This window comes from Rhabdothermincola salaria, from assembly GCF_021246445.1.
Classification (GTDB): Bacteria; Actinomycetota; Acidimicrobiia; order Acidimicrobiales; family Acidimicrobilacustridaceae; genus Rhabdothermincola_A; species Rhabdothermincola_A salaria.
Window position 1 is genome coordinate 39,365 of record NZ_JAJQXW010000005.1, and the last position, 24,646, is coordinate 64,010.

The following is a 24,646-nucleotide window of genomic DNA, read 5'->3' on the forward strand; positions in this document are numbered from 1 at the left end:
TCTGAGGGCGGTCCCCCGTCGCTGGTACGTTCGCTGCGATGGACCTGGGGGCGAGCGAGGCGATCTCGGCGAAGTACTCGACGCGGGCGCGCCTCTTCGCTCCTCCGCTCGGGAGCGCACCGGCCGACGGGGTGCGGATCAACTTCGACCAGGGCCTGCCCGACCCGTCGCTGTTCCCGATCGACGAGCTGCGGCGCTGCCTCGACGCCACCCTCGCGGAGGACGGGGACGAGGCGCTGCGCTACTTCGGCGCCGGTGGTCCCGAGGAGATGCAGTACGGGCACCTGGGTCTGCGCGCCGAGCTGGCCCGCCGGTTGGCCGAGCGCGACGAGCGGGCGCTCGACCCCGCAGGCGTCACCTTGGTCAACGGCTCCACCGACGGGTTGGCCCTGGTGGCCAACGCCTTCCTCGGCCCCGGCGACGGCGCGGTGATCGAGGCGCTGACGTACCCGCACACGCGGCGCTTCATCGCCGCCACCGGAGCGACGGTCCGCACCGTGCCGGTCGACGACGACGGCATGGTCGTCGACGCCCTGCCCCAGGTCCTCGACGAGCTCCGGGCCGAGGGGTGCACCCCGAAGCTGGTCGCCACCATCCCGACCTTCCACGCTCCCACCGGCACGGTGCTCCCCGTCCACCGCCGTCGGGCGCTGGTCGACATGGCCGTCGAGCACGACGTGATGGTGCTCGAGGACAACTGCTACTACCACTTCGGCTACGACACGGCCCCACCCCCGACGCTGCGGTCCTTCGACGAGCAGGGTGTCGTGATCCAGTCGGACAGCTTCTCGAAGTACGTGGCCCCCGGGCTCCGCCTGGCCTGGGTGGCCGGCCACCCGGCGGCCGTCGAAGGGGTGGTGCGGGCCCGTCAGGATTTCTCGGTCAGCGCCCTGCTGGCCCGCGCGATCGAGCGCTTCTGCCGCAGCGGCGACTTCGATCGCCACATCGAGCTGCTCCGCGCGCGCTATCGCCACAAGCGCGACGTCACCACCGCCGCCCTCCGGGAGCACTGCGAACCGCTCGTGGCATTCCGCGAGCCGGCGGGTGGCTTCTACTTCTGGCTGCGGGTCGCCGACGACGTCGACTGGCTGCACGCTCGTGAGCTGGCCGCCGCCGACGGCGTGGCGGTCCGCCCCGGGGATCAGTTCGTCGACGGCGACGCTGGCCCCCGCTTCGTGCGGCTCTCGCCGATCCAGGTCCCCGACGCCGAGATCGAGCCCGGCATCGCGCTGCTGGGCCGGGCGCTGCGGGCGGCTCGGCGAGACCACGCCCGGTCGTAGGCTCGGCCCATGGCTGCTGGCGCTCCCCTCCCATCCGATGCCGACCCCCTCGCCGTGGCCGAGGCCTTCGTGGCGGCGTGGGACGCCCACGACCTGGAGGCCACCCTGGCGCTCGTCACCGACGACTGCGTGTTCGAGTCGGCGCGGCCGGCCAGCAACGGGGCCCGGGTCCAGGGTCGCGACGAGCTCCGACGGGTGTGGGGGCCGAGCTTCGGCGCCGGTGGGGGGTCGATGGAGACCGAGGCCACCTTCGCGGCGGGCGAGCGGGTGGTGCAGCAGTGGCGCTTCGTCGACGGCGACCGCGTGGTGCGGGGGGTCGACCTGCTCCGCGTCCGCGACGGGCGCATCTGCGAGAAGCTGGGCTACGTGAAGGCCTGATCGTCGGCCTGGCCGCCCGGCAGGGCCTGGCGCCGAGTTACTGGACATAGTCAGACAAGCTTCCTAGGGTGGCGCCATGGGCCGGACGAGCAGCGATGTGGTCGGGGCCGAGCAGGCCCTCGAGCGGCTCTTCCGCCTCACCGTGAGCCGCCGCATGTACAGCCGCCAGTCCGCGGCCGTGGGCGCGGTCGTCACCCGCGCCGGCTACGCCGTGCTGCGCAGCGTCGACCAGGCGGGCGAGCTCACCATGACCGAGCTGGCCCGCGAGTGCTCCATGGACCCGGCGGCGGCCGGCCGTCAGGTCCGTTCCCTCACCGAGGACGGCCTCGTCGAGCGCCGCTCGGGGGCCGACGACGCCCGGGTGACCGTGGTGCGCCTCACCCCCGAGGGCCGCGACGTCTACCGCCGCATCGTGGCCGTGCGCACCGCCCACCTCGACGAGGTGCTGTCGGGCTGGAGCGCCGAGGACCGCACTGCGCTCACCACCCTCGTCGATCGCCTCGTCGACGACCTCAAGGCGGTGCCGTTCCGGCCCGCCCCCACCGCCACCCGAGCCACGCCAGCCACCCCAGCCACCCCAGCCACCCCAGCCACCGAGGAGCGCCCATGAGCCGCATCCAGTCCGACCGCCGCATCGACTACGCCGGGTCGGTGCACGACGAGCGCGAGATCGACGCGGTCGTCGCGGTCCTGCGCGGGGGCCCCACCGCCATGCGCATCGGCCGCAACGTCAAGGCCATGGAGCAACGCGTCGCCGAGCTGTTCGGCAAGCGCCGGGGGGTCATGTGCAACTCGGGGAGCTCGGCGCTCTACCTCGCCGTCGAGGTCCTCGGTCTCGAACCGGGCGACGAGATCCTCACCTCGGCCGTCACCTTCTCCACCGACATCGCGCCCATGATCAGGGCCGGCCTGGTGCCGGTGTTCGTCGACGTCACCCCCGACACCTTCCAGATCGACGTCGACGCCATCGAGGCGATGATCGGGCCGCGCACCAAGGCCATCCTCGCCCCCAACCTCATCGGCAACGCCCCCGACTGGGATCGCATCCGCGAGATCGCCGACCGTCACGGGCTCAAGGTGATCGAGGACTCCTGCGACGCCCTGGGCCTCACCCTCCGGGGCACCCCCACCGGCACCCGGGCCGACATCAGCCTCACCAGCTTCGCCCTCAGCCACATCATCACCGCGGCCGGCACCGGAGGCATGGTCTGCTTCGACGACGACGACATGGCCGACAAGGCGCTGCTGCTGCGGCGTTGGGGCCGGCGCAGCGAGGTCCAGCTGTTCGGGTCCACGAAGGGGGTCGAGCGCAGCTTCTTCAGCACCATCGACGACGGCCTCGAGTACGACAACCTCTTCATCTTCGACGAGGTCGGTTGGAACTTCGAGCCCTCCGAGCTGTCGGCCGCCTTCGGTCTCGTCCAGCTCGACAAGCTCGCCGACAACCTGGTCCGTCGCCAGCAGAACTTCGAGATCACCGGGTCGTACTTCGCGCGGTACCCGCACCTGTTCACCATGCCTCGCCTCACCGAGGGCGTGGAGACGGGCTGGCACATGTTCCCGGCGCTGATCGAGCCCGACTCCGGCATCCGCCGCAGCGAGCTGCAGCAGTGGATGGAGCGCAACGGGGTGGACACCCGCATGGTCTGGACGGGCAACGCCACCCGCCAGCCTGCGTTCCGGGACAAGCCGCACCGGGCCCCCGAAGGGGGCCTGCCCAACGCCGATCGGGTCATGGAGTGGGGGATCATCCTGCCCAACAACCACTCCATGGACGACGACGACTGCCACTACATGGGCCAGACCCTCGAGGGCTTCCTGGCCGAGAAGGGACTCATCTGATGGCTGGACGATTCGCAGGACGGCGCGCCGTGGTCACCGGCTCGAGCCGGGGCATCGGCGCCGGCATCGCCGAGCGCCTGGCCGCCGAAGGAGCGGACCTGGTGCTCACCGCCCGCACGCTCGACAAGCACGACCACCTGCCCGGCAGCCTCAACGACACGCGCGCTCGCCTCGAGAAGTACGGCACCGCGGTCTCGGTGGTCGTCGCCGACCTCACCGACCCCCAGGACCGCCTCCGGGTGATCCCCGAGGCGGTCGAGGCCCTGGGCGGCCCGGTCGAGATCCTCGTCAACAACGCGGCGGCGTCGATCCAGGCGCCCTTGGCCGAGGTGTCGGTCAAGCGGCGCAACATCATGTTCGAGGTGAACGTCAACGCCCCGGTCGACCTGTCGCTGGCCGTCGTGCCCGACATGGTCGCCGCCGGTGAGGGCTGGATCGTCAACCTGTCGAGCGGCAGCGCCCAGCTGTGGCCCGGTCCCGGCCACGAGCTCAGCGACTCGGCCGAGCGCATCATCGCCTACGGCGCCTCCAAGGCGGCTCTCAACCGGGTGAGCAACGGCATGGCGGCCACGCTCCACGGCACCGGGGTGCGGGTGAACACCGTGGAGCCGCGAGCTGCGGTGCTGAGCGAGGGCGCCGCCCAGCTGGTGGGCGACATCTTGACCCCCGACCAGATCGAGTCGATGGAGGAGATGGTGGAGGGGACCGTGGCCCTGTGCGACTGCCCGGCCGACGTGACCGGCCGGATCACGGTCAGCCTCGACCTGATCGAGGAGTGGGGTCTCACCGTCCACGGCCTCGACGGCAACGCGCTGTCCTGACCCGGTCCCGGTCGTCGGGGTCGGGCGGCAGCAGCCGTCGCCCGGCTCCGGGGTCGCCGGGCCGGCGGGCAGTCCGGCTCAGCGGGGTACGCGAGGAGCGCGGCGGCTGTACGTGGTGCTGATGGCCTCCACCCAGGCGTCCTCGTGGTGGGGGTCGTCGGGGGGCTCGACGTCGACGCCCCGCGCTCGCAGATCGGCCACGAACGTGTCGACGACGCGCTCGAGGGTGAGGTCGTCGACGTGCTCCTCGCACCGGGCCAGCTCGTCGGCGTCGGCGTAGATCTCGCCCTTCCACGACACGGTGATGCGGACATCGGCATCGGTGGCGGTGTGGACGACCTCGTCGCCGTTGCGCATCTGCCAGCCACCCGCCACGCGGTGCAACGACGAGTCACGGGTGAGGCCCTCGATGAGGGCGTCGCCCTCGTCGCCCACCGGGGCCACCCCGTGGTAGGTGCGCTCGTTGTCGGACAGGACGGCCACGTTGCCGTACGGGGGCTCCACGACGGCCGACGGGGCGTCGGGACCGTCGGGCCAGTAGTGGAAGGCGCCGCCGGGCCCGTCGTAGAACCAGCTCACAGCGGTGGCCAGCCGCACCCGCCAGTGCTCGAACAACCCGGAGCTCATCATCTGGTTGAGGAGCCAGACGGGGTGGTCGTCGCGGGTGAACCCCCGGAAGGCGGGGACGTCGGTGTGGGGGATGAACGGCACCGGGCCCGGCACCATCACGTTCACGTAGACGGTCTGGGGGCGAACGATGGCCTCCGCCCCGAACACGGCGTGGGCGCCCTCGACGAAGCGGGGGTTGCCCAGGACGACGTCGGCGCCCGGGATCAGGGCCCGGCGACCGAGGGCGAAGTCGCGCCGGAACCACGGCGGCACGAACATGGTGGCCCCCTGGTTGCCGCCGGTGGCCCGCACCTCCTTCTCGGTGCCGGCGTAGCGGGCGATCGGCCACCACTCCTCGACCGCCCGGATGGTGTCGACCACCAGCGCCGGGTCGTCGTAGGCGGGCTCGAGGCGCACGGCGCTCGGCGTCGTGGTGGACGTGGCGGTCATGTGGAGTCCCCCTGTGGGCCGAAGCGTCCCGGGACGCCGAGGGTAGCGGTTGACGAGACGCGCATCCGCGCCCGGCGGCGCGCCGCCGGGGCGGGGCTCAGGTGCCGGCCAGGCGAGCCACCACCGGGGCCATGCCCTCCATGGCGTCGGCCCCGATCCCGATGTAGGAGATCCCGAAGCGGTCGCGGCGCTCCTGGATCTGCTCGACGAGCTGCTCGACGGTGCCGGCCAGGGCGTGCGGCGACTCCAGGGCGTCGGCCGGCGAGATGCCGAGTGCCGGCCCGAGCAACTCGGCCATGGCGTCGCGGTCGTCGGTGACAGCCGCGACGTGCACCCTGACCTGCAGCTCGAGGTCGTCGTAGCGGTCTCCGGCGGCGTCGTGGATCCACCGGAGCTTCTCGGTGGTGGCGTCGGTGGTGGCGTTGGGACCGGCATCGGCATCGATGACGCCCTTGCGCAGGTCGATGTTGATGCCCACGATGTCGGCCTCGCGGGCCGCCAACGAGAGCATCCTGCGTCCGCCTCCGCCGAGCAGCAGGGGCGGCCCGGGCCGTTGGAGGGGCTTGGGGAGGCCCTCCAGAGCGTGGACCCGGTAGTGGTCGCCGTCGAAGGACACCGGGCCGTCGGCGAACAGGCCCTTGATGATCCCGACCGCCTCGGCGAGGCGCTCGATGCGGACCCCGGGCCGGTCGAGGGCGATGCCGGACTGCTCGTAGTCGGTGGTCATCCAGCCGGCGCCGAGGCCCAGCTCGAAGCGCCCCTCGCACAGCACGTCGATCGTGGCTGCCTCCTTGGCCATGACCACGGGATGGCGGTAGTCGTTGCACCAGACGAGGCCGCCGACGCGGAGGCGGGTGGTGGCGTCGGCGGCGGCCATCACGGCCGGGGTGATGGCGAACTGGTCGTCGAAGTGGTCGGCCACGGTGAGGGTGGCGTAGCCCAGGTCCTCGACCCGGCGGGCCAGGTCCCGCCAGGCCCGGGCGTCGGCCGGGGTGCCGGTGAGGCCACCGGCCGGGGCGCTGGCCTGGACGCCGAAGCGGAAGGGCTTGGGGCGGGGCAGGGGCACGGCGCTCATGGCCGCACCGTACCGGCGTCCGGCCCCGCGCTCGGGCGCCGGATCGGCGTACCGTGACCCCATGCCGGACGACCTCTCCGACTTCACCTGCACGCCGTTCCGTCACGAGGGCACCACCCGAGACGTCTACCGCAGCGGTACCGGCCCGGCCGTGATCGTGATGGCCGAGATCCCCGGCATCACCCCGGCGGTGGCCGCCTTCTCCCGTCGGGTGCGCGACCTGGGCTGCACGGTGGTGCTGCCGGTGCTCTTCGGTGAGCCCGGCAAGGACCCGAGCGGCGTGTACATGGCCCGGTCACTCGTCCCAGCGTGCGTGTCGAAGGAGTTCGCCGCCTTCGCCACCGGCCGCACGGCGCCGGTCACCGACTGGCTGCGCGCGCTCGCCCGCGATGCCCACGCCGCCTGCGGGGGGCCGGGCGTCGGGGCGGTTGGCATGTGCTTCACCGGCGGGTTCGCGCTCGGGATGATGGCCGGGCCCGAGATGATCGCCCCGGTGCTCTCGCAACCTTCGCTCCCCATCGGCTTCACCGGGTCGGCCAAGTCGTCGGTGCACCTCTCCGACGACGACCTGGCCCGGGTTCGCGAGCGGGTCGACGAAGGGGTGTGCGTGCTGGGGTTGCGCTTCACCAACGACCCGGTGGTGCCGGCCGAGCGCTTCGAACGGCTTCGTCGCGAGCTGGGTGACGGCTTCGTCGGGGTCGAGATCGACTCCTCCAAGGACAACCCGTGGGGCATCTCGACGCGGGCCCACTCGGTGCTCACCGAGCACCTCGTCGACCAGCCCGGGCACCCCACCCGCGAGGCGCTGGACCAGGTCCTGGACTTCTTCCGCGACCGCCTCCTGGCGTCGCAGTAGCGTCGCGGCCATGCGGCTGATCCGTCGAGTGGTGCTCCTCCCCGCCGTGCTCGCCCTGGGCCTGGCACTGGGCGCCTGCGGTGGCGATGGTGACGGCGACGACAACGGCAACGACGAGGCCACGACGACGACGGCGGAGCCCTCGGCCTCGAGCACCACGGCGGCGCCCTCGACGACCGCGGCACCGAGCTCCACCGCTGCGCCCTCAAGCACGGCGCCCCCCACCTCCGAGGCGGGGTTGTCGCCGGGCGACCCCTGCGCGCTGGGCTCCGATCCCGACTGCATCGATCCGCTGGGCACCGGTGAGGGCACCTACCTCATCGGGGGCGCCGACTGCCTCGCCGCCTTCGCCGACTCGCCCACCCTCTGCGAGGACCTCGACGGCGACGGCTACGCCGGCTACCCCGACTCCGGCTGAGGGCCGTCGTTCCGGTCGGTCGCCGTCGGTCAGTCCTCGATGACGTCGAGGCCCTTGGCTCGGAGGTCGGCGAGGTTGTCGAGCATGGCTTGCAGGACTTCGGGCGGGTGGCCTTCCCACCGCTCGAGCTCACCGACGATCCGCACCGGGTGGGGGCTGCGGTAGGACCGGGTGACGTTGCCCGGGAAGCGCTTGTTCGTGACGTTGGGGTCGTCCTCGAACGGGCCCGTCGGCTCGACGACGTAGATGCGCTCGCGTCCCTCGCCGTCGCCGAACGCCACCGCCAGCTCGGCGCCCCAGATGGCCGGCTCGAGCAACGCTGCGAAGTAGACGTGGTTGGCCACGCGGCCCTCGTGGTAGTTGGACGATCGCCCGGGCACCAGCTCGTCACCGACCGCGAACTCGGCCCTGGTGCCGTGGAAGAACGGCCCCTCCACGTGCTCGTGGCTGTCGAAGGTGACCGGCACGTGCTCGGTGCCGGCCGATGCCTCGATCGCTTCGGCGATGGACATCAGGTGTGCTGGCCGCTGGTCGTCCGCCACGGTCCCTCCAGTTGTGATCCGCCGGTGCTCGCCGCTCGTCCGGTCGAGGGCGACCGGACCGGGAGGCGGGTCTCAGATCATCTCAGAGGTCGGGGATGCCCATCTCGAGGTTGGAGCCCTCGATGCCGCCGTCGACGCGGATGTCGCGGCCGGTGACGTAGGAGCCGGCCTCCGAGGAGAGGAAGACGGCAGCGGCGGCGATGTCGTCGACCGTGCCGAGGCGCCCCAGGGGCGTGCCGTCGATCATGGCCTGTTCGAGCTCGGGCATCTGCAGCACCATGTCGAGCGCCGAGGTGGCGATCGATCCGGGCGACACCGAGTTGACCCGGATCTTGGGGGCCAGGTCTTGGGCCATGTGGCGGGTGAGCTTCATGAGGGCGCCCTTGGCCGTGCCGTAGGCGGTGAAGCCACGGTCGGCGAACGACCCCGCCACCGAGGTGATGTTCAGGATGGAGCCGCCGCCCTGCTCGAGCAGGTGGGGCACCGCCAGCTGCGAGAGGTTGAAGGCGGTGGTGACGTTCCAGCGCAGGGCGTGGTCGAAGGCCTTCTCGGTGGTGTCCATGAACGGCTGGGGCATGGAGCCGCCGGCGTTGTTCACCACGATGTCGATGCGGCCGAGCTCGCTGATGGCGGTGTCGACGAGGGTGCCCATCGCCTCTCGGGTGCTCAGGTCGCCCGGAACGACCACCGCCCGGCGGCCGAGGGCCTCGACCTGGTCGGCGACCTCGCGGAGCTGCTCCTCGGTGCGCGCGCCGATCACCACGTCGGCGCCGACCTCGGCGAAGGCGGTGGCGATGCGGGCGCCGATGCCGCGGCCGGCCGCGGTGACGATCGCGACCTTGCCATCGAGACGGAACAGATCGAGGATCACTGGTTCTTCCCCCTTGTCGGCCCGCCGGGTGCGGGCCTGCGAACCCCGGCGACGCTAGCTGCCTGGGAGCGGGTCCCGAGGGGCTGGAGGGCCCGGTCGAGCCTGCCGCGAGCGGCCCCGGTGCCGGGCGAGGCCGTCACAGGCCACCGGTAGGGTGGGCGCGCCATGTCGGACGACCTGCTCTCCGGGCTGAACCCGGTCCAACACGAGGCGGTGACCCACACCGAGGGCCCGCTGCTCATCGTGGCCGGGGCCGGCTCGGGCAAGACGCGCGTCCTCACCCACCGCATCGCCCATCTCATCCGCGACCTCGGTGTGTCCCCGTTCGAGATCCTGGCCATCACCTTCACCAACAAGGCCGCCGACGAGATGAAGCACCGGGTGGCCGAGCTGGTCGGGCCGGTCGCCGAGAAGATGTGGGTCTCCACATTCCACTCGGCGTGCGTGCGCATCCTGCGGCGCGACGGCCACCTGCTGGGCTTCCCGTCGTCATTCACCATCTACGACCAGGCCGACGCCGTGCGCCTCGCCGGCTACGTCATCCGTGACCTGGGCCTCGACTCGAAGCGCTTCCCTCCCCGGTCGGTGCAGGCGATCATCTCGGCGGCCAAGAACGACGGGGTGGGGCCCGTCGAGTACGCCGAGCGGGCCAAGGTGATCTTCGAGCGCAAGATCGCCGACGTCTTCACCGAGTACCAGGCCCGCCTGCTCAAGGCCGGCGCCATGGACTTCGACGACCTGTTGGCCAACGCGGTGCGCCTGCTGCGCGAGCACCCCGAGGTGCTGGAGCACTACCGGCGCCGCTTCCAGCACGTGCTGGTCGACGAGTACCAGGACACCAACCGGGTGCAGAACGACCTGGTGCTGCTGCTCACCCAGGAGTCCGGTCGGGTCTGCGTGGTGGGCGATGCCGACCAGTGCCTCCCCGCCGGCACCATGGTGCGCACGCCGACCGGCGAGGTCCCCGTAGAGCAGGTGAGGGTCGGCGACGAGGTGCTCGGCGCAGACGGTGGCCTCGAACCCGCTGTCGGGCGGGTGCGTGAGGTCGTGCCGGGCCGCTACAAGGGCACCATCGTGACCGTCCACGCGGGCGGTCGCACCCTCACGGGTACGCCCCACCACATCGTCCCCGCTCGGATGACGCTGAATCCGGGGCAGTGGGTCGTCTACCTCATGCACCGCGCCGACCGCGGCTGGCGTATCGGCCAGTGCAAGAGCGTCCGCTCCGATGATCGCGGCAACGCGGCCATCGGCGTGCGGGTCCGCGCCAACCAGGAAGGTGCCGACGCCGTCTGGGTGCTCCAGGTCTGCGACAGTCCCGCGGAGGCGTCGTACTGGGAGGCTCGCTTCGCCGCCGACTACGGGCTGCCGACGGCATGCTTCCACGGGATCGGGCGGCGGCTCTCCATGGACGAGGAGTGGCTCGAGCGGCTCTACGCCACGCTCGACACCGAGTCCCGAGCAAAGCAGTTGATGAGCGAGCTGCACCTCCATCCGGAGTTCCCTCACCACCGCCCCCAGAACGGCGCCCGGCGGGCCACCGTGAACCTCACCATGTTCTCGGACCGACGTCGCTCGCGTGCCGGTCATCGGGTGCAGTGGTCATCCAACCGGGAGGCGGTCGCCGACCTCCTCCGCGCCGGCGGCCTCGCGGTGCGGCCGGGTCGGCTCCCTGGCACCGCTCGCTTCGAGACCAGCCGCACCGACTATGTGGAGGCGGTCGAGCTTGCCCGCCGCGTCGCCGATGCGGGAGGTCTCGCCGTGCGTCGTCGGATGCTCATCGACGGCGAGGTGTACGACTTCACCCCGCTGGCCCACCTCCGACCCGGCATGGTCCTGCTGGCCGAGGGTGCCAACGGCTGGGAGGAGGTCGCCGTCGACGAGGTGGTCTTCGATCACCACGACGGCCCGGTCTACGACCTCGAAGTGGCTGCGACGTACTCGTACGCAGCCAACGGGATCCTCAACAAGAACTCCATCTACAAGTTCCGCGGGGCGGACATGCGCAACATCGTGGACTTCGAGGATGCCTTCCCCGAGGTCACGGTGGTGCTGCTCGAGCAGAACTACCGGTCGAGCCAGACCATCCTCGACGCCGCCAACGCGGTCATCGCCAACAACCTGGGGCGCAAGCCCAAGGAGCTGTGGACGGAGGCCGGGGCGGGCGAGGCGATCGTGCGCTACCACGCCGACGACGAGGGCGACGAGGCCCAGTGGGTGGCCCACCAGCTCATGCACCTCCACGACGGCGGCCAGCACCGCTGGGGCGACTGTGCGGTCTTCTACCGCACCAACGCCCAGAGCCGGGTCGTCGAGGAGTACCTCATGCGGGTGGGCATCCCCTACAAGGTGGTGGGGGGCACCCGCTTCTACGACCGGCGTGAGGTCAAGGACGCCATCGCCTACCTGCGCGCCGCCAACAACCCGGCCGACGAGGTCAGCGTCAAGCGGGTGCTCAACGTGCCCAAGCGGGGCGTGGGCGACTCCACCGTCGGCCGCCTCGACGTGTATGCCCGGGCCCACGGGCTCACGTTCCTCGACACGCTCCGCGAAGCACCGGCCGCCGGCGTCACCGGGCGCGCCGTGAAGGGCATCGAGCAGTTCCTCGCCCTGCACGAAGAGCTCATCGGGCTCATCCCCGAGGGCCCGGCGGCGGTGCTGGAAGCCGCCCTCCAGCGCTCGGGCTACGTGGCCGAGCTCGAGGCCGAGCACTCCATCGAGGCCGAGGGGCGCATCGAGAACCTGGCCGAGTTGGTGGGCGCGGCGCGCGACTTCGGCTCGGTCGACGAGTTCCTCGAGCAGATCTCGCTGGTGGCCGACACCGACGACCTCGACGGCGACGAGTCGTCGGTCGTGCTCATGACCCTGCACTCGGCCAAGGGCCTCGAGTTCCCCGTGGTGTTCCTGGTCGGCCTCGAGGACGGCGTGTTCCCCCACCTGCGCTCCATCGGCGAGCCCGACGAGCTCGAGGAGGAGCGCCGCCTCGCCTACGTGGGCATCACCCGGGCCCGCGAGCGGCTGTACCTGTCCCACGCCTGGGCCCGCAACATCTACGGCGGCACCCAGTACAACCCGCCCAGCCGCTTCCTCGACGAGATCCCCGAGGGCCTGGTGCAACAGATCGAGGGCAACCGGCGGGCGTCGCGGCGACCGGCCAGCGGCAGCTGGGGGGGCTCCGGTTCGTCGGGCAGCAGGGGCTTCGGCGGCGGCGGGGGCGGCGGATACGGCCGTGGTCGCCGCTCAGAGGACGACGAGTGGACGGGGTCGGTGATCGGCGGCCGCAGCCGTCACCGCGACGACGTGGTCGAGGCCGCCCTCAAGCCGACCGCGCCCGAGCCCAGCGGTGCCGACAAGCTGGGCCTGGCCGTCGGCGACGACGTGCACCACCAGAGCTTCGGCGACGGTGTGATCACCGCCATCGAGGGCACGGGCGACAAGACCGTCGCCCACGTGCACTTCGCCGGCGGCGTCGGGTCCAAGCAGCTCCTGCTGTCGTGGGCGCCGCTCGAGAAGCGCTGAGCGGCCTCTGACCTCGGACTCGGACCTCAGGCGTCGGACGGGGGACCGGTGAGGTCGGGCACGGTGAGGTTCCCGTCGCCGTCGAGCGGGAAGCCCGGGTTGTGGGCGATCTCCCACACGTGCCCGTCGAGGTCGCGGAAGCAGCCGGCGTAGCCGCCGTAGAACGTGGTCCTGGGGGCGCGGGTGACCGTGGCGCCCGCGGATGCTGCGCTGGTCACGACGTCGTCGACCTCCTCGGCCGAGCGCACGTTGTGGGCCAGGGCCACGCCGGAGAAGCTGGCGCCGGTGTCGCCGTCGATCCCGGCATCCTCGGCGAGCCGCTGCCTGTCCCAGAGCACGATCGCCTGGCCGTTGGCCTGGAAGAAGACGGTCTCGTCGACCTCCTGCCCCTGCCACCCGAGCTGCTCGTAGAAGCGTCGGGCCCGTGCCACGTCCCGCACGCCGAGGGTGATGAGGCTCACACGCTGCTCCATGTCCCGAGGCTAGGAGGTCGTGGGCTCCACACCGGGAGGGTGGGGTGCCGGTGCTCAGGCCGCGGCGGGGGCCAGGGGCCGGCCGATCGTCCACCGGATGGAGTCGGGTGGTCTGCGGCACGGCCCGTCCGAAACGCGTGTGGCCGTCTCCGCAGGACTGTCGGTCGCTGCGCAGCGACGCTCCCGGTGCGGGGGGGGGTCAGGACACGACGCGTGCGCGCATCTGCGCAGGCGCCGGTGGCGTCGGCCGATGTGACGGGTTCCAGGCCGGGCAGATGTGGGCCGGCGGGCCACGCATCGCCGGTCTGAACTCGAACGCGAATATCCATATGAAACGTGTTGATTCTGGGTGGACATCGAACACCTGTCCTGTAGACTTCGACGCATGGTCACCACGACGCTGGGGGAACTGGAGGAGGCGGTCGGCGAGCTGACCGTGGCCCCGGTGTCGGCCGACGTGGTCGAACTGTTCGCCCTGCGCGAACGGGTCGAGGTGACCGTGCTCGAGACCCTGACCGGGTTCTTCGCCACTGGTGGTCACGACGTCGACGGGTACCGCTCCGCGGTGGGTTGGCTGAAGGCCCACGTGGCGCTCACCGACGGTGAGGCCAAAGCATTGGCGGCCCGGGCCCAGCGGTTGGCGGTGTGGCCGGTGCTGGCCAAGTTGCTGTTCGACGGGTCGCTTGCCGCCGCGCAGGTGGCGGTCATCGTGTCCGCCGTGCCCCGCGATCTGGTCGACGTGTTCGCCGCGCATGACGAGGAGCTCTCGCCGGTGCTGGTCGGGTTGTGCGTGGGTGACACCCGCACCGCCATCGACACCTGGGTGAACCTCGCCCGCGACACCAAAGCCACCAGTGACGAGCCGGTCGATCCGCACGACACGACCGTCGATGGGTTCGTGCACCTGTCTCGCTACGGGTCCGATGATCGGGGGCGGCTCGACGGCGACCTCGGCCCGGACGCCACCGCCGTCATCGACGCCGCGCTGACCGCCGCCGACGCCGCCCTCACCGCAGCTCGCGCCGCGGATGGCCATGGTCGCGTTGCCCACCGAGTGAGGTCCGAACGGCTCGGCGATGCGCTGGTCGAGGTGTGCCGCTTCTACACCGCCCACGTCGACTGCGAGGGGCCCCGCCGGGCCCGCACCCCCCAGCTCACGGCCCTCATGGAGCTCGGTGACCTGTACCGCGCCGCCCTCTACGGGCTGGGTATCGGTGACCGGGCCGGTCTCGACCGGTTCTTGACCGCCCGCCGCCACGCCGGGCAGCCGGTCTCGACGGTCGAGGAAGGGTTCCTGCGTCACGCCCTCGATCACGCCACCGGGCAGGCCACCACCATCGACGGCCACCGCCTGTCCCCCGAGGCGGTCACCACCATCTTCGGGGCCGGCACCACCCTCGAGCGGGTCATGCTCGCGGAGAGCCAGGTGTTGGACCACGGCCGACAAGTGCGCCTCGCCGCCGGACCGCTGCGTGATGCGATGCTCGCCCGCGACGGCGGCTGCCGGTTCCCCACCCCCACCGGAGAACGATGCGACGCACCCGTCGCCTGGATCAACGGCCACCACATCACCCACTGGAAACGCGGTGGTGCCACCTCACTGGTGAACCTCCTCTGCCTGTGCTCCACCCACCACGGGGTCGTGCACCGCGACGGCTGGGACATCACCATCGACGACCACGGGACGGTCACCGTCACCCGACCCGACGGCACCACCCTCACCAGCCCACCACCCCACACCCGCCGCCCACCCCGCCTCCCCCTCCACCGCAACGACGACCACCCCGGCACCCTCGATCACGCCGGGACCCTCGACGCCGCCCTCGCGAACAACGGCGCCACCGGCGCCGAACAGGACAGGCCCGACGACCGAGTCGCCGGACCGAGCCCCACCGACGAGCAGGCCACGACGAGCCGAGGCGAGAGCGCCGACGACCAGGGCGAGCCCGGGCCGGGAGCTTGCCGCTCAGACGACGGCGACGCAGACCCGGGCGTCTGCGGCTACGACCAGGCCCGGCTCACGCTCACCCTCCGGCTCCCGGAACCGGAGAGGAGCGGCCATGGTGCTCCGTCGGGTGGGCACGTCAGGTGCGGCAGGACGAATCGCGCCGGGAGCACGCCGCTGTGTCGGTCGGGCCGGAGCTACTCCCCGGTGTCGGTGCTGCTGTCGCCGGATTCGTCACCTTCAGCGTCGGTCGTCTCGGTGTCGTCGGGGTTGAGGTCGACGACCACCTCGCCGTTCTCGGTGACCTCCACCGGGTACGAGATCAACCCCTCGCCGTCGGCGGGCACCACCGTGCCGTCGCAGGGATCGACGAACTCGGCCTCGGCGTCCTGCCACTCGAGGGTGCAGTCCCGGGACTGACCCGGTCGGCGGGCGTCGAAGGCCAGCCAGTCCTCGTCCTCCTCCGCGCCCAGGTGCTGCAGGTAGATGTCGCGCTGGCCGTTGGCCACGTCGGGGAGCAGCAGTGGCCCACCTTCGTCGACCGCCGGGGCCAGGCGGGACACGTTGCCGGCGGTGAAGCGGTCGTCACCCAGGTTCACCTGCACCGAGTCGGACTCGGTGAGCGAGGGGATGGCCAGGACGAACACCACGATGACCAGGGCGATCCCGAGCACGATGCCGCCGACGGCGATGACCATCGAGCGCGGGTTGCGCGCCGGGCGCTGCTGGACGGGGCTCATGGGGTGCCAGTATCCCCGCGTCGACCGATGGGCCACACATCGGGCCCGGTCGGGCGCACGACCTGTCGACGACGTTTGGGCCGCTCACCGGCCCGGTGACTACGTTGTCCCCTCGTGGATCTTCTCGAATATCAAGGCAAACAGTTCTTCGCCCAGTACGGCATCCCGATCTCCGAGGGGCGGGCCGTCGAGTCCGTCGAGGATGCGCTGGCTGCGGCCGAAGCGGTCGGCTACCCCGTGATGGTCAAGGCCCAGGTGCACGCGGGCGGCCGCGGCAAGGCCGGCGGCGTGAAGTTCGCCCCCGATGCCGACGCCGTGCGCGAGCACGCCGGCAACATCCTCGGCCTCGACATCAAGGGCCACGTGACCCGCATCCTCTGGATCGAGCACGCCTCCGACATCGCCGAGGAGTACTACGCCAGCTTCACGCTCGACCGCTCGGCCAAGAAGCACCTCGGCATGCTGTCGGCCGAGGGTGGTGTCGAGATCGAGCAGGTGGCGGTCGACAACCCCGACGCCATCGCCAAGATCTGGATCGACCCGGTCGACGGCCTCAGCGAGGACGCCGCCCGCGAGTGGGTGCTCGCCGCCAAGCTCAACCCCGACGTCACCGACGGCGCCGTGGAGATGCTGCGCAAGCTCTACACCGCCTACACCGAGGGCGACGCCGACCTGGCCGAGATCAACCCCCTCATCGTGAAGACCGACGGCAACGTGCACGCCCTCGACGCCAAGGTCACCCTCGACGCCAACGCGGCCTACCGCCACGAGCTCGACGAGTACGAGAAGACCCAGGTCCGCGACGCCCGCGAGCAGGCCGCCCACGAGAAGGGCCTGCAGTACGTGGGCCTCGACGGCTACGTCGGCATCATCGCCAACGGCGCCGGGCTGGCCATGAGCACCCTCGACGTCGTCAACCAGGTCGGCGGCGAGCCGGCCAACTTCCTCGACATCGGCGGCGGCGCCAACGCCGACGTGATGGCCGGGGCCCTCCAGGTCATCAACGACGACCCCAAGGTCAAGAGCATCTTCATCAACATCTTCGGTGGCATCACCCGGGGTGAAGAGGTGGCCAAGGGCATCATCGAGGCGCTCGACCGGGTCGACATCGAGGCCCCCATCGTGATCCGCCTCGACGGCACCAACGCCGACGAGGGCCGGGCCCTGCTCGAGCCCCACCTGTCCGACAAGCTGCAGAGCCGGCCCACCATGCTCGAGGCGGCCCGTACGGCCGTCGAGCTGGCCGGGAAGAACTGAGGACCCCGACATGAGCATCTTCGTCGACGAGACCACCAAGGTCGTCTACCAGGGCCTCACCGGCTCCCAGGGCCGCTTCTACGGTCTGCGCAACCGTGACTACGGCACCAACGTCGTGGCCGGCACCAACCCCAAGAAGGCGGGCGAGGACGTCGATGGCATCCCCATCTTCGCCAGCGTCGCCGACGCCGTGGCCGAGACCGGCGCCAACGCCAGCTGCATCTTCATCCCGGCTCCCGGCGTGCGCAGCGCCGTGATGGAGGCCGCCGAAGGCGGTGTCGAGTTCATCGTCTGCATCACCGAGGGCGTCCCCGCCCACGACGAGGCCTGGTTCTACAACAAGCTCAAGCGCGACTTCCCGAACGTGCGCCTGCTCGGCCCCAACTGCCCCGGCATCATCAGCCCCGGCAAGGCCAATATCGGCATCACCGCCGGCGAGATCGCCAAGGAGGGCGGCCCGGTCGGCATCGTGAGCCGCTCCGGCACGCTCACCTACCAGGCCCTCTACGAGCTCAAGCTCCAGGACATCGGCGTCACCACGTGCGTCGGCATCGGTGGCGACCCCGTGCCCGGCACCTCGTTCATCGACTGCCTCGAGGCCTTCGAGGCCGACCCCGACACCAAGGCCGTCATGATGATCGGTGAGATCGGCGGCTCGGCCGAGGAAGAGGCGGCCGAGTTCATCAAGCACAAGATGAGCAAGCCGGTCGTGTCCTACGTCGCCGGCGTCACCGCCCCGGCCGGCAAGAAGATGGGCCACGCCGGTGCCATCGTCTCCGGGGGCAAGGGCACGGCGGCCGCCAAGATGGAAGCCCTCGCCGACGCCGGCGTGAAGGTGGGCCAGAACCCCACCGAGGCCGGCGAGCTCATGGTCCAGGTCGTCCGCGAGAACGGCTGGGCCTGACCCCGGGCGGACCGCGGTCCGTCACCGAAGCAGATCCACACCGACGGAGCCCGGCCCCACGGCCGGGCTCCGTGCGCGTCTGGCCCGTGGTGGGGTCGTGCACCAGCGCCGCCGGGGGGGGGTGACGCCACCTGCTCGAGCAGTGGCTCAGCGGGCGTCGGCGATGGCGGCGAGGGCGTGGGCGACCACGGCGTCGTCGCGCATCCGCGCCCCGTGGGAGTGGAGCTGGGCGGCCCGGTCCCCGCCGAGGCGGGCGAGGAGCGAGTCCCGTTCGAGCTCGACGGCGTCGGCGTCGGTCGGGGCGAACGGGAGCGCGGAGGCGGCCCCGGCGGCGTCGACCGCCCCGAAGAGGATCGCCGCCTGCTCGTCGTGGCGGCACGACGCGAGGATGGCGGCGAGCTGGCGGAGGGTCAGCCACTGGTTCGCCCAGTCCCCGCCGCGGAACCACGTCTCGACCACCTCGCGGTAACCCTCGAGCGCGGACCCGAGCTCGCCCCGCTGGGCGCGCAACCACATGGCCTCGGTCATGGCGAAGGCCACCATCCAACGGTTGCCGGCCTCGGCGGCGGCGTCGATGGCGGCCTCCAGCATCGTGAGGGCGGCGTCGCTCTCGCCGGTGGCGGCCGCAGCCAGACCGGAGGCGTACGCCGCCTGGGATCGCGACGTCGCGCTCCCGCTGCGCTCGGCCGCCTCATGGGCCAGCTCGGCGAGGCGGCGTCCGCCGTCGAGATCGCCGACGCTGGTCGCCGCGACCGAGCTCATGTACCGGGCGTGGGCGACGTTCCCGTCGACGCCGGTGGCCTCAGCTGCCGCCCGCATCCGTCGCATCCACTCCAGCGCCACGATGCGGTCTCCCACGTAGAACCAGGCGTTGCCGAGTGCCCGTTCGGCGAGGCCCTCGGTGGTGTGGCCCGAACGGTCCGCGGTCTCGACCGCCTGCTCGGCCCAACGGATCGACGCGCGCAGCTCGCCCCTCACGAAGCAGCCGTAGGCCACCATGGCCAGTGCCGTGGCGAAGAGCGGGTGGGTCTGCGCCGCCGGCTTGGTCACCAGTACCTCGGCCCACCCGACCACCTCGTCTCGCAGGCGCCGGAACCCGAACTCGCGCGTCGCGGTGGCGAGGCGCAGCGCCAGGTCGACGTCTCCGGCGTCGGTGGCGGTGCGGACCGCGGCGCGCAGGTTCCCCAGCTCGGTCTCGAGGCGCGCCATCGTGGCGGCCTCGTCCGGCGACTCGAGTTCCGTGGCCGCGAGCTCGGCCAGGCCGGTGAAGGTCTCGGCATGGGCCCTCGCCACCCACCCGGATCCGGGACGCTCGGCGAGGAGGCGAGCCCCGTACTGCCGCAGGGTCTCCAGCTGGCGGAAGCGAACCCCGTCGCCTTCGTGCTCGGCCACGACCAGCGACTTGTCGGCGAGCGCGGCCAGCCGACCGGCGATGTCGTGGGCCGGGAGCTCCTCGTCGGCGCAGGTGGCTTCGGCCACCTCCAGCCCGAAGCCCCCGGCGAAGACCGAGATGCGCTCGAAGAGCGTGCGTTCGGCGTTGTCGAGCAGCTCGTAGGACCACTGGACGACGTCGAGGAGGCTCCGGTGGCGACGATCGAGCGCTCGTGGCGCATCGAGCAGGCCGAAGCGTTCGTCGAGGCGCTCGACGAGCTGGCGGGGGGACATCGAGTTCATGCGGGCTGCCGCCAGCTCGAGGGCGAGGGGGACGCCGTCGAGACGGATGCAGAGCTCGGCCACGTCGGTGGCCGTGGCGGTGTCGTAGTGGAAGCCGGGTGAGGCCGCCGCAGCTCGCTCCCGGAAGACCTGCACGGCAGGAGAGCTCGCCAGCTCCGCGGCCGGGGCGGTCGGGTCGGTCGGGACCGGCAGCGGTGCCACCGGCCACACGACCTCGCCGGGGAGTCGCATCGGCTCTCGACTGGTGGCCAGGATCCGCACGTGGGGACACCAGCGCACCACGTGGTCGACGAGGGACGTCACGCCCTCGATGACGTGCTCGCAGTTGTCGAGCACGAGGAGCAGCTCGAGCGGTCCCAGCACCTCGGCGATGGCATCGGTGAGGGTGCGACCGGACCGTTGCTGCACGTCGAGCACGGCGGCGACCGACGGCGTGACCTCCTCGGGCCTCACGATGGGGGCCAGCTCGACGACCCGCACGCCGTCGCCGTGGTGCTCGGCCTGGCGTCCGGCCAGCTCGTAGGCGAGGCGGGACTTGCCCACCCCACCCGGTCCGGTGAGGGTCAGGACCCGGGCCGCGCCGAGCTGCGCTTCCAAGCGGGCCAGGTCGTCGGCCCGACCCAGGAGCTCGGTGGCCGCCCTGGGCAGGGTCGCACGGGTCGAGGGCGGGGCCGATGTCGGCACCGGCGGCTCGGCCCCCTCGGCGGGCCCGCCGGACGGCGGACGCAGCGCCGGGTCCTCCGCGGCGATGGCCTGCTCGAGCGACCGGAGCTCGGGGGAGGGTTCGAGCCCGAGCTCGTCCGCGAGGGTCCGGCGCAGCCGGTGTGCGGTGCGCAGCGCCTCGGCCTGGCGACCGCTGCGGTGCAGGGCGAGCATCAGCAGCCCCCAGGGACGTTCCCGAAGGGGGTGTTCGAAGGTGAACGCCTCGAGGTCGCCGATCACCTCGGCCGCGTCGCCGGCGTCGAGCCGGCTTGCTGCTCGTTCCTCACGGACGACGAGGTGGAGCTCGTCGAGCCGCACCGCCTCGGGTCGGGCCCAGTCGTGCTCCGCCATCCCGGCGAAGGCGGGGCCGTGCCACTCCTCGAGGGCCGCATCGAGCTCGGCCGCGGTGCGCCGGGGGTCGACCCGCTGGGAGAGCGAGGCTTCGACCGCGTCCGCGAAGCGATCGGCGTCGACCTGGTCCCGAGGCACTTCCAGCACGTAGCCGGGGGCCTGTGCCACGAGCCGGGTGCCGGGAAGTCGTTGCACCAGCGTCCGGAGCCTGGACACATGGGTCTGGAGCGTGGCTCGCGCCGTCGCCGGGGGTTCTGCCCCCCAGAGGGCGTCGGCGAGGGCGTCGACGGAGACGACCCGTCGTCGGTGGGCCAACAGCACGGCGAGGAGGAGGCGTGGGGTGGGTCCGAGCGACACCTGTTCGGTGCCGTCGCGGAGCTTGACCCCACCGAGCACCTGAAGTCCCATCTCTCACAGTCTGGCCCCATCTCGTCGCCGACGGTGGCGGTGACGCACCACGCCGCGCCACCGAGCGACCACCGACGGACCACCGACAGCCCACAAGGGCCGGGCCTCATCGTGCTCCTCGAACCAGATGGACCACGACGAACGGAGACACCATGCACATCCGCAGAGACGACGTGCCGGTCAAGATCGATGCGCCGGGAGCGGTGGCTCGCCAACTCCCCGACTTCGGCGACGCGACCGGGTACGGGACCATCGGCGGGGAGTTCTTCTCCCTGGCCGCCGGCACCGACATCGCTCCGTTGCTCGCCGGGCTCGAGGGCGACAGCTGCCAGGCCCCCCACTGGGGGTACATGCTCTCGGGCGTTCTCGTCGTGTCCTACCGCGACGGCACCGACGAGCAGTGTGAGGGCGGTGAGCTCTTCTACTGGCCGCCGGGTCACACCGTGCGGGTGACCGAGGACGCCGACGTCATCTTGTTCAGCCCGGCGGTGGAGCACACGGCGGCGCTGGACCACATGCTCGATCAGATGGCGGGGGCGGGCTCGTGAGCGTCACCGAGGTGCAGACGCTGCCTCGCGACGCCGAGGAGGGCGCCGCCCAGCTCGAGGTCATCGTGCCGAGGCTCGGCGCGCTGGTCGCGGAGGTGGGCCCGACGGAGCTCGGCCTGTCGACGCCCTGTGACGGCTGGGCGGTGCGGGACCTGCTCAACCACGTGGTCGGCGGGGCCGAGATGTTCGCCGGTGCCCTCCAGGGCGGCCCGGTCCACGACATCTCGGGCCGCCTGCCCGACGCCCTCGGTGACGACCCGCTCGGGGCCTTCGAGCGCGCCGCGGAGCACTTCGGCGCTGCTGCGCAGTCGCCGGGGGCGACGGAGCGGGTGCTCGATCTCCCCTTCGGGTCCATGCAGGGCGCCACCTTCCTCCGGTTCGTCGCCTTCGACCTGCTGGTCCACAGCTGGGACCTGGCGACGACCCTCGGGTCCGAGCTCGACGTGCCCGACGACGTCGTCGTCGGCGCCGGGCGGATCGCCCACCGCACCCTCGACGGACGAGAGCGCGACGGTCGCACCTTCGCCGAGTCCACGGTGGCGCCGGGCGGGGCGACGCCGCTGGAGCGACTCGTCGCCTTCACCGGGCGCTCGGTGCCCGGGCGCCCTTGAGTCGAGCCGAGTCGAGCCGAGCCGAGCCGAGCCGAGCCGAGCCGAGCCGAGCCGAGCCGAGCCGAGCCCGGGGCCGCCGGCCCCGGGCTCGTCGGCATCGCGCCGCTCGCCTTCGGCCTCCCCACCGGGCACACCCCCACCGTGCGCAGCGTCGACCCTCGTCGCTGGGTGACGCCGTCGTTCGGTGGGCCTACGGTGGCCGTCCATGCACGACCTGGTGATCCGTGGGGGCATGGTGGTCGACGGCACGGGAGCGGGCCCGGTGGCCGCCGACGTGGCCGTCGAGGGCGACACGATCGTCGCCGTCGGTCCTGACGTCGGGCGGGGTCGACGCACGCTCGACGCCGACGGCCGGCTGGTGACCCCGGGGTTCGTCGATCTGCACACCCACCTCGACGCCCAGCTGGGGTGGGACCCATTGGCCACCTCGTCGTGCTGGCACGGCGTGACCTCCCTGGTGATCGGCAACTGCGGCGTCACCTTCGCCCCCGTCCGCGCCGGCGACGCCGGCTACCTGGCCCGGATGATGGAGTCGGTCGAGGACATCCCGGCCGACTCGATCCTCGCCGGGCTGCCGTTCAGCTGGGAGAGCTACGGGCAGTACCTCGACTGGCTGGGCTCGACGCCGAAGGGGGTCAACGTCGGGGGCATGGTCGGGCACTGCGCGGTGCGCTACCACGCCATGGGGGAGCGTTCCCTCGATCCCGACGCCGTCCCCACCGACGCGGAGCTGGCCGTCATGGTGGGTGCCGTCGACGAGGCCATGGCCGCCGGCGCCCTGGGCTTCTCCACCTCGCGGACCCGCCGGCACGTGGCCCCCGACGGTCGCAACGTGCCCGGCACCTGGGCCACCGAGACCGAGCTGGTGGCCCTGGCCGACGCCGTCGGTGCCCACGGACGCGGCTTCTTCGGCGCCGCCCCCCGCTTCGACGGCGACGGACCCGGCGTCGAACGGGCCCGCTCGGAGGTGGCGCTCATGGCCGCGATGAGCCGGACCGCGGGGCGCCCGTTCACCTTCAACCTGACCAACACCTTCTCCGACCCCGACCTGTGGCGCCAGACCCTCGGGTTCGTGGCCGGTGCCAACGCCGCCGGGGCTCGCCTGCGGCCCCAGACCACCTCTCGGGGCATCGGCGTGGTGTTCAGCCTCGACCACGCCACGCCGTTCGACAGCCGACCTGGTTGGGAAGCCCTCTCCGGGCTCGACGCCCGGACCAAGGCGGCGGCGATGACCGATCCCGACGTGCACGCCGCCCTCGTCGCCGAGGGCGACGGCCCCGCCGGCGTCGATGCCTGGCGCGACTTCTACGTGCTCACCCCCGAGCGGGGGGCTCGCTACGACTGCGATCCCGCCAGCAGCCTGGCGGCGCATGCCGAGCGGGCCGGCACCAGCGCGGTGGAGGCCTACGTCGACCTCTGCGTGGCCCACGACGGGCAGGTCGTCCTCAACTGGCCGGTGCTCAACCAGGACTTCGGGGTGATCGCCGAGATGCTCACCGACCCCCTGGTGATGATGGGGTTGGCCGACGCCGGCGCCCACGTCGGCCAGATCCTCGACGCCAGCCAGCCCACCTTCTTCCTCTCCTACTGGGTGCGCGAGCGAGGCCTGGTCGACATCGGCGAAGGGGTGCGGCGCATCACCTCCGACACCGCCGCCTTCGCCGGGCTGACCGGCCGGGGGGTGGTGCGCCCCGGGGCCCGGGCCGACCTCAACGTGGTCGACCTCGATGCCCTGCACCTGCCGCTACCGCAGTACGTGCGCGACTTCCCCGGCGACGCCGGTCGCTTCGTGCAGCGAGCCGAGGGCTACGGCTGGACCCTGGTGAACGGCCAGGTGTTCATGGAGGACGGCAGGCACACCGGGGTGCTGGCCGGGCGGCCCCTGCGCGCCGCCTGAGCACGCCGGGGCGGCGTCGAGCACCCGGCTGGCAGGCGGGTTCAGCCCGGGGGGAGGGCGCGGGTCGGTCCCTGCCGCCACGCCACGCTCGATGCGAACCCGGCCGCCGCGACCATGGCGATGGCCACGCCGAAGATCACGCGGAGCGGCCACAGGAGCCCGCCTCCGGCGGCGATGACGGCCCACACCATGGCGCCACCGAGGAAGGCCAGCCCGGCGCTGCGGGGGGTGACGCGGACGGAGCGGCCGATCACGGCGCCCACCACCACGCCGGTCACGGGGAGCAGCACGAGCCCGAGCCACCCCAGCGGCAGTACCCACGCCACGATGCGCACGCCGATGCCGCAGGCCAGGCCGATCACCAGGCACTGGGCCACCCCGCGGGTGGTGGGCTGGGCCGGTGGGGGGTTGGTGGCCGGGGTGCGGTCCATCGTCCCAGTGTGCCTGCTGGGGCCCTCGGCCGGGCAGCGGGCGG

General features: G+C 72.1%; 21 protein-coding genes. 14 read left to right on the forward strand and 7 right to left on the reverse strand.

The genetic code is table 11. From position 1 onward, the window contains the following. Positions 1 to 38 precede the first annotated feature (38 nt). The 5 genes from LUW87_RS16865 (at position 39) to LUW87_RS16885 (ending at position 4,321) form a co-directional block, all read left to right on the forward strand. Positions 39 to 1,280 (forward strand): aminotransferase-like domain-containing protein, encoded by a 1,242-nt coding sequence (locus LUW87_RS16865; protein WP_232672370.1) that lies wholly within the window; start codon positions 39 to 41, stop codon positions 1,278 to 1,280. A 9-nt stretch (positions 1,281 to 1,289) separates the two neighbouring features. After that, complete coding sequence (locus tag LUW87_RS16870; protein ID WP_232672371.1) at positions 1,290 to 1,658, forward strand: nuclear transport factor 2 family protein; 369 nt, start codon at positions 1,290 to 1,292, stop codon at positions 1,656 to 1,658. A 76-nt stretch (positions 1,659 to 1,734) separates the two neighbouring features. Next, entirely contained in the window at positions 1,735 to 2,268 is a 534-nt protein-coding gene (locus LUW87_RS16875; protein ID WP_232672372.1) for a MarR family winged helix-turn-helix transcriptional regulator, read from the forward strand. Further along, complete coding sequence (locus tag LUW87_RS16880) at positions 2,265 to 3,500, forward strand: DegT/DnrJ/EryC1/StrS family aminotransferase (RefSeq protein ID WP_232672373.1); 1,236 nt, start codon at positions 2,265 to 2,267, stop codon at positions 3,498 to 3,500. Before LUW87_RS16875 ends, LUW87_RS16880 begins: the two co-directional genes overlap by 4 nt. After that, positions 3,500 to 4,321, forward strand: coding sequence for an SDR family NAD(P)-dependent oxidoreductase (locus LUW87_RS16885; protein ID WP_232672374.1), 822 nt, complete (start codon positions 3,500 to 3,502; stop codon positions 4,319 to 4,321). The genes LUW87_RS16880 and LUW87_RS16885 overlap by 1 nt, the downstream gene beginning before the upstream one ends. A gap of 78 nt (positions 4,322 to 4,399) precedes the next feature. On the opposite strand, the gene LUW87_RS16890 is transcribed toward LUW87_RS16885, so the two are convergent. Both LUW87_RS16890 and LUW87_RS16895 read right to left on the reverse strand, forming a co-directional pair. After that, complete coding sequence (locus LUW87_RS16890) at positions 4,400 to 5,380, reverse strand: hypothetical protein (RefSeq protein WP_232672375.1); 981 nt, start codon at positions 5,378 to 5,380, stop codon at positions 4,400 to 4,402. A gap of 97 nt (positions 5,381 to 5,477) precedes the next feature. Beyond that, complete coding sequence (locus LUW87_RS16895) at positions 5,478 to 6,455, reverse strand: TIGR03621 family F420-dependent LLM class oxidoreductase (protein ID WP_283251224.1); 978 nt, start codon at positions 6,453 to 6,455, stop codon at positions 5,478 to 5,480. Between the two features lie 61 nt (positions 6,456 to 6,516). On the opposite strand from LUW87_RS16895, the gene LUW87_RS16900 reads away from it, so the two are divergent. Further along, positions 6,517 to 7,311, forward strand: coding sequence for a dienelactone hydrolase family protein (locus LUW87_RS16900; protein WP_232672376.1), 795 nt, complete (start codon positions 6,517 to 6,519; stop codon positions 7,309 to 7,311). A gap of 10 nt (positions 7,312 to 7,321) precedes the next feature. Continuing rightward, positions 7,322 to 7,729, forward strand: coding sequence for a hypothetical protein (locus tag LUW87_RS16905; RefSeq protein ID WP_232672377.1), 408 nt, complete (start codon positions 7,322 to 7,324; stop codon positions 7,727 to 7,729). Between the two features lie 29 nt (positions 7,730 to 7,758). Here LUW87_RS16905 and arr read toward each other — a convergent pair whose 3' ends face one another. Both arr and LUW87_RS16915 read right to left on the reverse strand, forming a co-directional pair. Next, on the reverse strand, positions 7,759 to 8,241 hold the full coding sequence (gene arr, locus LUW87_RS16910; protein ID WP_232672378.1) for an NAD(+)--rifampin ADP-ribosyltransferase: 483 nt from the start codon (positions 8,239 to 8,241) through the stop codon (positions 7,759 to 7,761). Between the two features lie 112 nt (positions 8,242 to 8,353). After that, entirely contained in the window at positions 8,354 to 9,142 is a 789-nt protein-coding gene (locus LUW87_RS16915) for an SDR family oxidoreductase (protein ID WP_232672379.1), read from the reverse strand. Positions 9,143 to 9,307: 165 nt separating this feature from the next. On the opposite strand from LUW87_RS16915, the gene LUW87_RS16920 reads away from it, so the two are divergent. Beyond that, a complete protein-coding gene (locus LUW87_RS16920; RefSeq protein WP_232672380.1) occupies positions 9,308 to 12,661 on the forward strand; it encodes a UvrD-helicase domain-containing protein in 3,354 nt (1,117 codons plus the stop codon). Positions 12,662 to 12,687: 26 nt separating this feature from the next. Here the strand turns inward: LUW87_RS16920 and LUW87_RS16925 are convergent, their stop codons facing one another. Then, positions 12,688 to 13,134: a VOC family protein gene (locus LUW87_RS16925; protein WP_232672381.1), complete on the reverse strand. Its 447-nt coding sequence runs from the start codon at positions 13,132 to 13,134 to the stop codon at positions 12,688 to 12,690. 385 nt (positions 13,135 to 13,519) lie between these two features. Between LUW87_RS16925 and LUW87_RS16930 the strand changes: the two genes are divergently transcribed. The 3 genes from LUW87_RS16930 to sucD all read left to right on the forward strand — a co-directional run bounded on the left by LUW87_RS16930 (position 13,520) and on the right by sucD (position 17,980). Further along, positions 13,520 to 15,499 (forward strand): DUF222 domain-containing protein, encoded by a 1,980-nt coding sequence (locus LUW87_RS16930; RefSeq protein ID WP_232672382.1) that lies wholly within the window; start codon positions 13,520 to 13,522, stop codon positions 15,497 to 15,499. A gap of 434 nt (positions 15,500 to 15,933) precedes the next feature. Continuing rightward, positions 15,934 to 17,076 (forward strand): ADP-forming succinate--CoA ligase subunit beta, encoded by a 1,143-nt coding sequence (gene sucC, locus LUW87_RS16935; RefSeq protein ID WP_232672383.1) that lies wholly within the window; start codon positions 15,934 to 15,936, stop codon positions 17,074 to 17,076. 10 nt (positions 17,077 to 17,086) lie between these two features. After that, positions 17,087 to 17,980 carry a succinate--CoA ligase subunit alpha gene (sucD, locus tag LUW87_RS16940; RefSeq protein WP_232672384.1) on the forward strand — a complete coding sequence of 298 codons (894 nt, stop codon included), beginning with the start codon at positions 17,087 to 17,089 and terminating at the stop codon, positions 17,978 to 17,980. A 147-nt stretch (positions 17,981 to 18,127) separates the two neighbouring features. Here the strand turns inward: sucD and LUW87_RS16945 are convergent, their stop codons facing one another. Further along, entirely contained in the window at positions 18,128 to 21,115 is a 2,988-nt protein-coding gene (locus LUW87_RS16945; protein WP_232672385.1) for an AfsR/SARP family transcriptional regulator, read from the reverse strand. A gap of 152 nt (positions 21,116 to 21,267) precedes the next feature. On the opposite strand from LUW87_RS16945, the gene LUW87_RS16950 reads away from it, so the two are divergent. From LUW87_RS16950 to LUW87_RS16960, 3 genes are all read left to right on the forward strand, one after another. Continuing rightward, positions 21,268 to 21,663 carry a cupin domain-containing protein gene (locus LUW87_RS16950; RefSeq protein ID WP_232672386.1) on the forward strand — a complete coding sequence of 132 codons (396 nt, stop codon included), beginning with the start codon at positions 21,268 to 21,270 and terminating at the stop codon, positions 21,661 to 21,663. After that, the gene (locus LUW87_RS16955) at positions 21,660 to 22,274 is read left to right on the forward strand and encodes a TIGR03086 family metal-binding protein (protein ID WP_232672387.1); all 615 of its coding nucleotides are present in this window, start codon (positions 21,660 to 21,662) and stop codon (positions 22,272 to 22,274) included. The genes LUW87_RS16950 and LUW87_RS16955 overlap by 4 nt, the downstream gene beginning before the upstream one ends. 205 nt (positions 22,275 to 22,479) lie before the next feature. Beyond that, positions 22,480 to 24,171 (forward strand): N-acyl-D-amino-acid deacylase family protein, encoded by a 1,692-nt coding sequence (locus LUW87_RS16960; RefSeq protein ID WP_232672388.1) that lies wholly within the window; start codon positions 22,480 to 22,482, stop codon positions 24,169 to 24,171. 41 nt (positions 24,172 to 24,212) lie between these two features. Here LUW87_RS16960 and LUW87_RS16965 read toward each other — a convergent pair whose 3' ends face one another. Further along, a complete protein-coding gene (locus LUW87_RS16965) occupies positions 24,213 to 24,602 on the reverse strand; it encodes a hypothetical protein (protein WP_232672389.1) in 390 nt (129 codons plus the stop codon). Between the last annotated feature and the right edge of the window lie 44 nt (positions 24,603 to 24,646).